Origin of the sequence: Streptomyces sp. NPDC086554 (assembly GCF_040686095.1) — a bacterium.
Classification (GTDB): Bacteria; Actinomycetota; Actinomycetes; order Streptomycetales; family Streptomycetaceae; genus Streptomyces.
Genome location: NZ_JBFBJK010000030.1, coordinates 54,217 through 66,404, shown reverse-complemented (window position 1 = coordinate 66,404; position 12,188 = coordinate 54,217). Strand labels below are relative to the sequence as shown.

Sequence of the window (12,188 nt, the reverse complement as noted above, 5' to 3'; positions counted from 1 at the left end):
GCTGATGGTCCGTCGGTGAGCTCTCCGCCTCGTCCAAGACATGCTGGAGCCTTGTGCCGCTCCGGCAGCCAGGGTGGCTTCAAGTTCCCGAAGGGTGCCGCTGCACACCGGGCGATCTACACGATCCCGGAACTTGAAGCCGCCCTGGGCATCAGGCCCTGCCGGAGCTCTGCCCTCAAGCCTCGTTACTTGCTCAAGGGCGCGCCTGGGCGCGGCGGCCGCAGAACTGGCGCGGCTCGACTCCCGTCCGACCGCCGTTGCCGTGCTCGACGGCAGTCTGTTCGGCCAAGTGCTCTCCACCGGCCTGGCCCTGCCCGTACTGCTGTGCGGTCTGACCCCGCCCGACCCTCAAGACCCGGACGTTCTGGCCGGCTGGGATCAGCCCGGGCCGCTGGGGTTTCGCAACACGGACGACCCCGACGACGTGTTCAACTTCGGCAACCTGCACCAGCCCGCGGCATCACGCTGGCAGCCGATGAGTTGGGCGACGCGGCCAACTAGGTACGTATCCGACCACCCGGCCAATTGAGATGGGTGTAGCTCGATACAACTCGTGGAGCCCTTGCGGTGTTCGACCGACGAGCGGCCGCACCTCGCACGACCGTCCTGCCAAAGCCCCTGCTCGGCCAGTCCCTTCAAAGGAGCTGCACCAATACCCGTTTGTTTCCCATCTATTGGTCAATTACCGTACAGCGCATGTTTTTTCTGAAGCCAGGCAGTCGCCGTCGGGGGCGGAGTGCAGCGGTGCTGGTCGCGCTGTCTTCGTTGGCGGCATTGATATCGGGCACTCAACTGGCGGTCGCCGACGGGAAGCCGACGCCCGTCGCGGACGCGGGCAAACCGTTCCAGAGCAAGGGTCCGTCCGGCTTCGTCCTCTACCCGCGGGAGATGCCGGGTGTGGATGAGGGGCAGACGGCGCGGTCGGTGATCGAGGGGGCCGAGGCGACGGGTGCCGTCACGCGAGTCTCCCCGCTGAGCGTCGCCCAGTCGAAGCAGCACGTCGGACGGTCCCTGTGCCACACGACCGGCATCAACGGCACGTTCAAGTACAACGGGTTCTGCTGGGACGAGACGGATGACAAGACCAGCGCCTATGCCAGGGGCTGGCATCCGCAAGGCTTCACCGCCTCGCACGACGCGGACGCGAGCGGCACGGTCGACGGCCACCACCTGTACATGTCGAGCTGGTACTACGGCGTAGGGGGCGGCGACAACGACCGCGCCAAGAAGGCCCGTATCTCCATCCTCAAGTCGACCGGCAAGGAGCGGACTTACGGTCACGTCCTGCTCGTCAAGCCCACCGGCAGCCGGGCCAAGCCCAGTTTCACGACGGTCAACGACGTCCACTCCGACGCCATGGTCTGGTACGGGAACAGGCTGTTCGTGGCCAACGGCGGCGAACTGCAGGTCTACGACCTCAGCCACCTGTGGAAGGTGAACACCATCACCAACTGGTCGGGCATCGACGGCGGCACGTCCGCGGCCGAGCACCACCAGTGGGCCCTGCCCATGGTCGCGCGCTACTCGAATCGCACCAAGGCCCAGCAGGACGGGGCTCCGGAGGACAGGCGCTCCAACATGAACTGCCACGGAGACGTCGCCTGCCTGAACTCCATGAGCCTGGACCGCAGCACGTCGCCGCCCAGCCTGATCTCCGGACGCTACGGGAACGCCGAACGCACCGCCCCCGTGGACGTGATCCGCTGGCCGCTCGATCGCATCGGGGAAGGCGGTACGTCCCCCGTCAAGGCGACAGCCGCCTACAACGCTCCCGTCCACGGGCTGCAGGGCGTGGCCACCGATGGCGATTACTTCTACATGTCGGCCATGTGCGACACGGGCTACATGAACGTCGCCGACCCCACGAACGAGGCCGCCTACTACTGCATCTGGCAGGCCAAGCCGAACGGCAAGGTGTCGATCCTCACCCGCACGGCGCCCCTCACCCAGAACCTGTCCTACGCGCACTCCTCGGGCCGCCTGTGGGGCATGAACGAGAAGACCGGCCAGCGCGTCGTCTTCTCCCTGCAGCCGCGGCGGGGCGACAACTACCAGTTCCTGTACAACGACTACAGCAAGCTGTGCGCGGGCGTCGGCAGCAAGATCGACAACAGCAAGCCGGTCATCCAGTGGGGCTGCAACAACGTAGAGGACGAGCGCTGGAAGCTGGAGAAGAGCGACGAGCGCTGGGTGTTGGAGAAGACCAAGGACAACAACGGCAACCCCGCCTACGTCATCCAGAACAGGTACTCCGGCAAGTGCATCGGCACCGGCAACAGCCTCGCCAACGGCCAAGGCGTGATCCAGTACGCCTGCAACGGCGCGGTTGACGAGAAGTGGTGGTACAACCAGGACACCCACGAGCTGCGGAACGTCTACTCGGGCAAGTGCCTGGCCCTGGGCTCCGCCGCGACGAAGGGCAGCCAGCTCATCCAGTGGACCTGCAACGGAGCGAAGGACGAGCGCTGGAGCATCTCGAGGACCGCCCCCAAGGTGTGATCTGAACTCCACCCAGTTGAGAGCTTCTTAGTGCCACCCGCCACCCCACTCCTTCCCCCCCGGCTGTGGCACTCGGCACGGACTCGGACGGTCCAGATGGTTACGAGAGTCTGAAAGTGCCGACCGAGCCGTAGCTCCTGTCGGCGATTTTGCTTTGAACAAGGCCCGTTGAGGGTGACCTCCCGTCACTCCCGGCGGGCCTTGCGCGTATCCGCCCGTCCTGGGCGTGGTCGTGTTTATGTGCATTGGTATGTACCAATGGCGTAGGGTCCGGGACTCCTGCGGCGGCGCATAGCCGTCGTACGGCCATGTATCCCTACCAAAGCGAAAGAACCGAGTGAATCAGCGTATACGTACCGCCGTGCGCACTGCCGCGCTCGGCGTCGCGGCGACAGCCGTACTGCTCAGCTCGCCCGGCGTGGCATCTGCGGCCCCCGCGGACCCCTCACCCGTGGAGTCGGCCCCGACGGTGCCGGACTCCCCGTCCGTGAATTCGGAGCCCACCACGACACCGGAAGCCACCGGGCCCGCGAAGGCCACCAAGTCCCCGGAACCCACCGGGACTCCGGATGCCGTGCGTTCCCACGAGGCTGAAGTCGAGGCCGAAGCCGAGGAGACCGGGACGACCCCTGGGGCGACCGTGACCAAGAGCCCCGATGACGACCTGAAGGCCACCGCGGAGGAGATCGCGGAGGCCAGGGCCGCCGAGGCGTACTGGACCCCGGAGCGCATCGCGAAGGCCGTACCCGCCAACCCCGACAAGGGAGTTGACGGGGCGGGCCCGGGCGGGACGGTGACGCCGGGCGACATGCTGCGCTCCCCCTCCCACCTGGACAACAAGGGCGTCGCCACCGCCGGTGTCTTCCTCATCAACCAGGACGACGACCCGCAGTCGGACCCGGGCAGGCGGGACCAGTTCTGCTCCGCCTCGTCGGTGGCCTCGCCCACCAAGTCCCTGGTGATCACCGCCGCGCACTGCCTCAACGACAACGACCGGTTCCGCAACCTCGCCTTCGCACCGGGCTGGAAGGCGGACCCGAAGAACAAGGGCAAGGGCATCGCCCCGTACGGCATCTTCCCGATCAAGAAGGGGAAGATCTGGATCGACGGCCGCTACCTCTCCCAGGGCCCGTCGAAGGCCGACGACCTCGACTTCGCGTTCCTGAGGACGGGGCCGAACTCCAAGGGCCAGTTCCTGGAGAACGCGACGGGGATGGGCAATGAGCTCACCACGCTCCCCGCGTCCGGGAACCTGAAGCAGAAGAACGTCACCCTGATCGGCTTCCCCGGCAGCTCCAAGTCGCCGCGCGTGTGCCCCTCGACGTCCACCAAGGCGTACGCGGGCCGCTTCCTGGAGATCGCGTGCGACGGGTTCGCGCCCGGTGTCTCCGGGGGTCCCTTCCTGCGGAACTTCGATGGCAAGCGGGGAGATGTCATCGGCGTCATCGGCGGGTACAAGACCGGCGGCAAGCTGGACAACGTCTCCTACTCCTCGCAGTTCGACGCCGATGTCGTACGCCTCTACAACCAGGCCGTGAACGACTACGAGCCGGACAAGCCGTCAGGCAGCGAGGGTATGGGCGACGCGGGGCTCTGGCGTCATGCCACCGCCGCCGCCACCGGCCAGTTCCACACCTCGTCGCAGCGGACGAAGGACGGCGACCTCATCGTGAAGTGGTCCGACGGGGAGATGACCCTCTACCCGGGAGACCAGTCCCAGGGCTTCTACACCGGGTGTCAGAAGGGCCAGCCGTGCGAGACGCGCCTGGCGAAGCCGAACAAGATGTGGGCCGACTACGCCGAGGTCGTCACCGCCGGCGACTACACGGGCTCCAACGCGTGCGACCTGATGGTCAAGTGGGTCGACGGCGAGGTCACGATCTACAAGGACATCGACGAGAACACGCGGCTGCCCACCTCCACCTCCGAGCATCCGGCGAACGAGATCAAGATCGCCGACGCGGGTTCGACGTGGAAGTACGCGAAGGGCATCGCGACGGGCAAGTACGGCGGCAACAAGTGGGCCGACGACCTGGTGGTGCGCTGGGTGGACGGCGAGGTGACCAAGTACACCAACGTCGACGGCGGCGGCTTCCACGCCGAGAAGCAGCTGCTCGCCCCGAACGCTCTGTGGAAGCAGCACGCCGACGTCATCGCGGGCGGCGACTTCGACGGGTCGGTCAACTCCGATTTCGACCTCTTCGTGCGCTGGTCGGACGGTGAACTCACCATCTACGAGGACGTCGGCGCCAAGGGGCTCGGCAAGGAGAACCAGCTCAAGGGCCCCAACGGAACGTGGAAGCACGCGCGCGTGATCGCTCCCGGCGAGTTCGGCGGGAACCTCTGGGAGGACGACGTCTTCGTGCGCTGGTCCGACGGCGAGGTGTCCGTGTACGGCAACACCCAGGCCGACGCGTTGGGGCGCGAGTACCAGCTCGTTCCCCCCGGATAGGGTCGTTTCATGCGCATACATCACGTCCTTCCCCTCTGCGCCGCGGTGACCGCCGCGTCCGTCCTGGTTGCCGGCTGTGCCGATGGGCGGGGGGACGGGGGCCGGCCGGGGGCGAAGAGCGCCTCGCCGCGGTCGTCCGAGTCGTCGTCCGAGTCGTCGGCTGCGTCGTCGGCCGCGTCGCCGACTCCGTCCGGCGACGATCGGACCTGGGAGCCGGACGACGCGCTGCGGCGTGCGGACCGGGCCCTGGACGCCTACGCCGACGACGGCACGGACGCGGAGCTCGTCGACTCCGGTACCGCGTACGTCGGTTCGGGCCTGGAAAAGGCCTTCAAGGCCCCCGGCGACCGGGCGTACCGGCTCGACATCACCTGTGACACGGCCGGGGTCGATGAACTCACCCTGACGCTGTCCCGGGACGGCGCGGAGCAGGCCTACGGAGTGGGGTGCGGGGACCGCGAGGCGGACCAGTTCAACATTCCGCCGGGCACACCCTTCAAAGCCCGCGTCGACTCCGTGAAGGACGGCACCGGCCTGATCTCGTGGCGTCTGAACAGCATCGCCCCGGGCGATGTGGACGGGTGCGACGACGACATCGACGGGTGTGAGGACTGAGGCAGGACGAGTGAGCAGCAGAGGGCCGGGGCCGTCGGTGGTCCCGGCCCTACGCCCGCCCCACTCCTTACTCCTTGCTTGTGCAAGCAGGTAACGTCGCCGGGTGGTTGGACTCATGGCCCTGAGCGATGAAGAAGACGACCGATGGTGCATGGCCGTGCGCCTGTTGGGGCGGATCGAGCGGCGATTGGACCTGACGCTGCAGCGGCGGCACGGCTTCCGCTGTCCGACTATCGCGCGCTGTGCGCGCTGGGCCGCGCCGGTGCCGGGGACTCCATGCGCATGGGGGAGCTGGCCGACCGCATCGGCCTGAAGGACAGCACCGTGACAGCGGCACAGTGCGACGGGGCCGCGGGGCATGCACGTACTCCACGCGGTGGCGCTACCGGTGTGAGGTGAGCGGGGCCGTGGCCTTTACGGCTTGGAGGAGGTGGGCCAGGGCTGTGGGGGTGGTGGCCAGTTCGGTGGTGGGGTCGTCGCTTTCGCGGAGGTGGAGGTGAGGGCCGGTGACGGCCAGTTCTATGCAGGTGTTCCCGTCGCCGCCATCGGAAAAGGTGGACTTCTGCCAGTGCAGAGGGGCGGTCATGGGGTGCACCTCACGGTTCCTTCGACAAGCGGTGGATGAAGTCCCGCGACGCCGTGGGGTCCAGGGACGCCTTCTCCACCTTACGGAACAATGTTCGAAGCCGTTTCAACTGAGGCTCGGTGTCGATGAACGCGGTGCCAGTGGGGGCATCCCGTAGCCCTGTGTCCAGTTGAGGTACTGGACCGCCGGTGTACATCATCGAGGCTCCCGCGCCGGCGAAGCCGTCCTGGTCGGTGGGAATCACGCGCACGGTCACGTGATCCCGCTCGATCTGGTCCAGGATTGCGTGGAGCTGGGCGCGAGCGACCTGGCGGTCGGACACACGGATACGCAGGGCGAATTCATGGACGACGGTCTCGTACGGGGTCGGGTTGTCCCCCTCGATCACGGCTCTGCGCTTCATCCGGTGCTCCACACGCGGGTCGAGCTCGCTCGAAGGCAGGCCCGGGACCATGTACGAGAAGATCGCCCGGGCGTAGTCCGCTGTCTGCAGGAGGCCCGGGACGTGGGTGATGACCACCTCGCGTAGGAACGTCGCGTGGTGCTCCAGCTCGGCGACATCCAGGAACACTGGCGGAAGCACCCCGCGGTACTCCTCCCACCAGCCCCGAGTGCGGTCGACGGCCATTGCCTTCATGGCGGCGATCAAGGCTTCGTCGGTGCAGGCGTAGTGGGCAGCCAGGCGGTGTACGCGTTCGGCGCTCACACCGGCGACTCCGGACTCGATCTGACTCATCTGTACCGAGTCGGCCCCGAGTAGGGCGGCGGCTTCGCGGGCCTTCATGCCCGTTGCCTCGCGCAGTTTGCGCAGCTCGGCCCCCAGTCGCACTCTGCGGGCAGTGAGGTGCCTCTTTGGCGGCATGAGCTTCTCCTCGTCTCAACTGCCCAGCGTCAGTACCCCGTTCGGGGGTCAGAGTACGGCAATGGCTTGCGGCTTCCTAATGTTAGGAAATACCGTCAGTGACGCGTCGCAAACGCTGCGAGACCGGGACCCCGGAAGCGCACCACCCCGTCATGCCATGACGGCGGTGACATGCCACCGCCCTGCACCCGCCGCGTCCCGCCAACTCCCTCACGCCAACAGGAGTTCTCGCATGCCCGAAAGCGACACGCCCTGGGAGTACACCCTGTACATCCCGAACGACCTCCGCGCGGTCACGATCTGCCGCCGCTCCCTCCGCCTCATCCTCACTCTTCACTGCCTGCCCCAACTCTCCGACCTGGCAGAGCTGTTGGCGACGGAACTCGTCTCCAATGCCGTACGCCACACCAAAGGCCCCGCCGCCCTCCGCGTCCGCCACTCCGACGGAGTCCTCCGCATCGGGGCATGGGACGCCGACCCCACGCCGCCGGCCCCGCCCCTGCGCACCGCCGACGTGGACGCGGAACAGGGGCGGGGGCTTGACCTCGTACGGGCCTGCGCCGACGGCTGGGGCTGGTATCCGGTGGCCGTCGACTCCGGCAAGTACGTCTGGTGCGAACTCTGCGCCGCGTAGCTCGTTGATCACGCCGAACAGAAAGGAGACCCGATGGTCAGCTCGTCACACGAGGCGCTGCACCGGATCTTCCAGAAGGACGCCGGTCTGCTGGTCCGATCTCTCCAGCGTCTGCTCCACATTCCGTTCCCGGAGCCCCGGGAAATCGTGGCCCTTGATGTGGACCTCACGGAGATCGAACCGATCGAGCGCCGCTGCGACACCCTGTTAAGGGTGGAGACCGATGACGGCAACTTTCTCTTCGTCATCGAGTCGCAGGGCAGGAAGGACGAGGCCAAGCGCGGGAGTTGGGCCTACTACCTCTCGTATCTCTACGAGAAGTACCACTGCGAGCCGGTGTTGATCGTCGTGACCCAGAGCGCGGCAACGGCCCGCTGGGCCGCGAAACCCATCCAGTTCGGGCTGCCGGACTGGCCTTCGCTCACCGTGCGTCCGCTGGTTCTGGGGCCGGAGAACGTGCCGGTGATCGCGGACCGCCATGAGGCCGAGCGGGACGTCCCGCTTGCGGTGTTCTCGGCGATTGCGCATGGAAGAGGGCCGGGTGCCGCCGCCATACTGGGGGCACTGGCCGAGGCCTTGAAGACCCTCGACCCCGAGGCGGCGGGTTCGTTCGCACAGCTCACCCGGTCCGGTCTGGTGGACCCCCGGGCGAAGGAGATCTGGGAGGAACTGATGACGGTGACCAAGTACTTCTTCGACCACCGGTTCGCGGAGGAAGCACGGGAAGAGGGCCGGGAGGAGGTCAGGGCGCTGTTGGCCGAGGAGCGGGCCAAGAGCATCCTGCGCACCCTCGACTGGCGCGGCATCGAGCTGTCCCCAGAGGACCAGGAGCGCGTGCGGTCCTGTGTTGACCTGGACCGCCTCGCGGTGTGGCTCGACCGTTCCTACGAGGTGAGCGACGCGACCGGGCTCTTTGGGGACGACGGCGGCGATGACGGCGACGGCGGCGCCTGACATCTGGTTGGCGTTACGCAAAAGTCCCGGCGGCACCCCGTATCTCATGGGGTGCCGCCGGGACTTTCGTGCCACCCCCGACCTCACTCCCTCTCCGCCCCTCCCCCTGTAGCCGTGCCGGTACACGGCTGTGGCACGCGCGACGCAGTCGGACGATCTTGGTCGCCTATGGTGTGGGTGACCGCGGGGGCGAGGTGTTCCCGCATGCTTGAACGGGGTTGTGTCGTGAGGAAGTTGGCTTCGCTGGTGGGTGTCGTGGCCTTGGCGGGGGCCGCCTTTGTGGGCGGGACCGGGTCCGCCGGGGCGGTTGCGCCTGCCGCCGCTCCCACCGGAGTGAAGGCCGCGGTGTGCGGCAAGGGCGACGTGGTGAAGGCGAAGGAGAGCGTCAAGATCCGCAAGGAGCGGAAGCTGAACTCGACCGCCCTCGGCCTGTTCCCCAAGGGCGCCAAGGCCAAGTGGGCCGCCTGCACTGTGGAGTACGGCCAGACGTACTCGCTGTGCGGGTGGGAGAACGACGGCCGCTGGTCGTACATCGACTACCGGGGCACCAAGGGCTGGGTGCCCACCGCCTGTGAGAACTTCGTCTCCTGACGGAGGGTTCTGAGCGTACGGAGTACGGAGAAGGGCCGGAACCAGTTTGTGGTTCCGGCCCTTCTCCGTACGCGCATCCGCGTGCGGCTACGCCTCCTTCTTCGGCTCCTCCAGGCGCGGGAACAGGACCGCGCCCTTCGTCACCGTCGCGCCCGCGGGGAGCGTGCCCCAGGTGGCGGCGGTCTGGACGTCCTGGTCGGCGAGGGCGCCCAGGAGGGGCTCCGCGCCGAGGGAGTCCCAGAGCTTCTGGGAGGTGTCCGGCATGATCGGGTTCAGCAGGACCGCCACCGCGCGGAGTGACTCCGCCGCCGTGTAGAGGATCGTCGCCAGGCGGGCCTTGCCCTCCGGCGAGTCGTCCTTGGCCACCTTCCACGGCTCCTGCTCCGTGATGTAGCCGTTGACCTGCTTCACGAAGTCGAAGATCGCCAGGATGCCGCCCTGGAAGTCCAGCTCCTCGCCGATCTTACGGTCGGCCTCCGTGACGGCCTTCGCCAGGCCCTCCTGGACCGCCTTCTCGGCGTCACCGGAGGCCGTGGCCTCGGGCAGCGCGCCGCCGAAGTACTTGCCGACCATGGCCGCGACGCGGGAGGCGAGGTTGCCGTAGTCGTTGGCGAGCTCGCTCGTGTAGCGGGCCGTGAAGTCCTCCCACGAGAACGAGCCGTCGCTGCCGAAGGCGATCGCGCGCAGGAAGTACCAGCGGTAGGCGTCCACGCCGAAGTGGGAGGTCAGGTCCTGGGGCTTGATGCCCGTCAGGTTCGACTTCGACATCTTCTCGCCGCCGACCATCAGCCAGCCGTTCGCGGCGACCTTGCCGGGGACCGGCAGGCCCTGGGCGAGGAGCATCGCGGGCCAGATCACCGCGTGGAAGCGGAGGATGTCCTTGCCGACGAGGTGGACGTTGGCCGGGAAGGTCGACTTGAACTTCTCCTCGTCCGCGCCGTAGCCGACCGCCGTCGCGTAGTTCAGGAGCGCGTCGATCCACACGTAGATCACGTGCTTGTCGTCCCACGGGACCTTGACGCCCCAGTCGAACGTCGAGCGGGAGATCGAGAGGTCCTGCAGGCCCTGGCGTACGAAGTTCACGACCTCGTTGCGGGCCGACTCCGGCTGGATGAAGCCGGGGTTCGACGCGTAGAGCTCCAGGAGCTTGGGGCCGTACTCGCTGAGCTTGAAGAAGTAGTTCTCCTCCTTGAGGAGCTCCACCGGCTTCTTGTGGATGGGGCAGAGCTTCTGCCCCTCGTACTCGCCCTCGCCGTCGATCAGGTCGCCGGGGAGCTTGTACTCCTCACAGCCCACGCAGTACGGGCCCTCATAGCCGCCCTTGTAGATCTCGCCCTTGTCGTAGAGATCCTGGACGAACTCCTGCACGCGGTCCGTGTGACGCTTCTCCGTCGTACGGATGAAGTCGTCGTTCGCGATGTTCAGGTGCTCCCAGAGGGGCTTCCAGGCCTCGGTGACGAGCTTGTCGCACCACTCCTGGGGGGAGACTCCGTTCGCCTCGGCCGTGCGCATGATCTTCTGACCGTGCTCGTCCGTGCCGGTGAGGTACCACACCTTCTCGCCGCGCTGACGGTGCCAGCGCGTGAGCACGTCCCCTGCAACGGTCGTGTAGGCGTGGCCCAGGTGAGGAGCGTCGTTTACGTAGTAGATGGGGGTCGAGACGTAGAACGCCTTCGCGTTCTCGTCCGCTCCCTGCTTCTCGGATCCAGTGGCCGCCATGGTCGAAATCCTAACGGCCGGATGGAGATCGACTCACATCGATTCCAGGGGGTGGACCCGGTGCTTCCGGTGCCACCCCCTGGTCGAAGGATTCGTTACGGGCGCCAGGCCGCAAGCAGGCCCTCGTACAGCTCCTTGTCCGTGAGCTCCTTGGGCGTCGGGCCCGCGTGGAAGAAGGCGGCGTTGTCCGCCTTCAGCTTGCGGAGGTAGTCGAAGCCCTTCGCGTCGTGGTCGCCGAAGGCCACGAACTGGAAGAAGAGGGGGTGCGCGGCCGCTTCCGCGAGGGCTTGGGTGGCGGGGCCCTTGGCGTCGGGCGCCCCGTCCGTCTGGAAGATCACGAGGGCCGGGCTGCCCTTGTGGTCGGACTTCTCGTAGTGGGTGACGATCTCTTCGACGGCGCGGTGGTAGCTGGTGCGGCCCATGTGGCCCGCCGCGGCGTGCAGCTCGTCGATACGGCCCTCGTGCTCGGCGAGTGTGAGGGTGCCGGTGCCGTCGATGTCCGTGGAGAAGAAGACGACGTGTACGGAGGGGCCGGTGGCTTCGGGGTCCGTGTGGGCCGCGAGGGCGAGGACTTGTTCGCCCAGGCTCTGGGCGGAGCCGTCCTTGTAGTACGGGCGCATGGATCCGGAACGGTCGAGTACGAGGTACACGGGGGCGCGGGTCCCCGTGAGGTCCCTCTTCTTGAGCGCGGCGCCGGCTGCCTTGTAGGCGGCGGCCAGTCCCGGGGCCTTGGACTTGATCTCGGCGGGGGTGGTGGCGGATTTCCCGGTGGCGACAGCCTCGGGCTCCGTTTCGGTCGCGGGGGCCTCTGCGGCTTCCTCGGTAGCGGTGGCTTCGGGCTGTGCCGGGGTCACGGTCACCTCGGCCGCTTCTTCGGCAACCGGCGTCTCGGGCTGTGCCGGGGTCACGGTCACCTCGGCCGCTTCGTCGGCAACCGGCGTCTCGGGCTCCGTCTCGGTCACGGGGAGCTCGGCTGCTTCCTCGGCAACCGGGGCTTCGACCTCTGCCGAGGTCACGGGTACCTCTGCCGCTTCATCGGCGGGGGCAGCTTCGGGCTGTGCCGGGGTCACGGTCACCTCTGCCGCTTCATCGGCAACCGGCGTCTCGGGCTGTGCCCACCCGTCCCGCCCAGCGGGACGACTGCCCACAGCGGCGGCTTCGACGTCGGCGTCTGCTTCGGTCACCGGCTCCGGCTCGGGGGTCACAGAAGCAGCGTCGGCATCGGGCTTCGGGGCTGCTTCAGCCACCGGCTTCGTAGCTGCTTCAGCCACCGGCT

11 protein-coding genes are annotated in these 12,188 nt (G+C 67.5%); 7 read left to right on the top strand and 4 right to left on the bottom strand.

Annotated features, from left to right (window positions below; genetic code table 11):
• The first annotated feature begins 262 nt into the window (after positions 1-262).
• From AB0O76_RS36530 to AB0O76_RS36515, 4 genes are all read left to right on the top strand, one after another.
• On the top strand, positions 263-529 hold the full coding sequence (locus tag AB0O76_RS36530) for a hypothetical protein (protein WP_365500729.1): 267 nt from the start codon (positions 263-265) through the stop codon (positions 527-529).
• A gap of 215 nt (positions 530-744) precedes the next feature.
• Positions 745-2,499: an RICIN domain-containing protein gene (locus AB0O76_RS36525; protein WP_365500727.1), complete on the top strand. Its 1,755-nt coding sequence runs from the start codon at positions 745-747 to the stop codon at positions 2,497-2,499.
• A gap of 361 nt (positions 2,500-2,860) precedes the next feature.
• The gene (locus AB0O76_RS36520) at positions 2,861-4,951 is read left to right on the top strand and encodes a trypsin-like peptidase domain-containing protein (RefSeq protein ID WP_365500725.1); all 2,091 of its coding nucleotides are present in this window, start codon (positions 2,861-2,863) and stop codon (positions 4,949-4,951) included.
• 9 nt (positions 4,952-4,960) lie between these two features.
• Positions 4,961-5,566, top strand: a complete 606-nt coding sequence (locus AB0O76_RS36515) for a hypothetical protein (protein ID WP_365500723.1) — start codon at positions 4,961-4,963, stop codon at positions 5,564-5,566.
• Between the two features lie 382 nt (positions 5,567-5,948).
• Here the strand turns inward: AB0O76_RS36515 and AB0O76_RS36510 are convergent, their stop codons facing one another.
• Complete coding sequence (locus tag AB0O76_RS36510; RefSeq protein WP_365500721.1) at positions 5,949-6,152, bottom strand: DUF397 domain-containing protein; 204 nt, start codon at positions 6,150-6,152, stop codon at positions 5,949-5,951.
• Positions 6,153-6,162: 10 nt separating this feature from the next.
• Complete coding sequence (locus AB0O76_RS36505) at positions 6,163-7,014, bottom strand: helix-turn-helix transcriptional regulator (RefSeq protein WP_365500719.1); 852 nt, start codon at positions 7,012-7,014, stop codon at positions 6,163-6,165.
• Between the two features lie 232 nt (positions 7,015-7,246).
• Between AB0O76_RS36505 and AB0O76_RS36500 the strand changes: the two genes are divergently transcribed.
• From AB0O76_RS36500 to AB0O76_RS36490, 3 genes are all read left to right on the top strand, one after another.
• Positions 7,247-7,648 carry an ATP-binding protein gene (locus tag AB0O76_RS36500; RefSeq protein WP_365500717.1) on the top strand — a complete coding sequence of 134 codons (402 nt, stop codon included), beginning with the start codon at positions 7,247-7,249 and terminating at the stop codon, positions 7,646-7,648.
• A gap of 33 nt (positions 7,649-7,681) precedes the next feature.
• Positions 7,682-8,602 (top strand): hypothetical protein, encoded by a 921-nt coding sequence (locus tag AB0O76_RS36495; RefSeq protein ID WP_365500715.1) that lies wholly within the window; start codon positions 7,682-7,684, stop codon positions 8,600-8,602.
• A 225-nt stretch (positions 8,603-8,827) separates the two neighbouring features.
• Positions 8,828-9,193: a hypothetical protein gene (locus AB0O76_RS36490; RefSeq protein WP_365500713.1), complete on the top strand. Its 366-nt coding sequence runs from the start codon at positions 8,828-8,830 to the stop codon at positions 9,191-9,193.
• An 87-nt stretch (positions 9,194-9,280) separates the two neighbouring features.
• On the opposite strand, the gene metG is transcribed toward AB0O76_RS36490, so the two are convergent.
• Positions 9,281-10,912, bottom strand: a complete 1,632-nt coding sequence (gene metG, locus AB0O76_RS36485) for a methionine--tRNA ligase (RefSeq protein WP_365500711.1) — start codon at positions 10,910-10,912, stop codon at positions 9,281-9,283.
• 95 nt (positions 10,913-11,007) lie between these two features.
• A complete protein-coding gene (locus AB0O76_RS36480) occupies positions 11,008-12,117 on the bottom strand; it encodes a VWA domain-containing protein (RefSeq protein WP_365500709.1) in 1,110 nt (369 codons plus the stop codon).
• Between the last annotated feature and the right edge of the window lie 71 nt (positions 12,118-12,188).

Excerpts from the sequence above, each read along its gene's own strand:
- AB0O76_RS36515 (WP_365500723.1), top strand. The coding sequence starts at position 4,961 with ATGCGCATACATCACGTCCTTCCCCTCTGCGCCGCGGTGACCGCCGCG.
- AB0O76_RS36510 (WP_365500721.1), bottom strand. The coding sequence starts at position 6,152 with ATGACCGCCCCTCTGCACTGGCAGAAGTCCACCTTTTCCGATGGCGGC.
- AB0O76_RS36505 (WP_365500719.1), bottom strand. The coding sequence starts at position 7,014 with ATGCCGCCAAAGAGGCACCTCACTGCCCGCAGAGTGCGACTGGGGGCC.
- AB0O76_RS36500 (WP_365500717.1), top strand. The coding sequence starts at position 7,247 with ATGCCCGAAAGCGACACGCCCTGGGAGTACACCCTGTACATCCCGAAC.
- AB0O76_RS36495 (WP_365500715.1), top strand. The coding sequence starts at position 7,682 with ATGGTCAGCTCGTCACACGAGGCGCTGCACCGGATCTTCCAGAAGGAC.
- metG (WP_365500711.1), bottom strand. The coding sequence starts at position 10,912 with ATGGCGGCCACTGGATCCGAGAAGCAGGGAGCGGACGAGAACGCGAAG.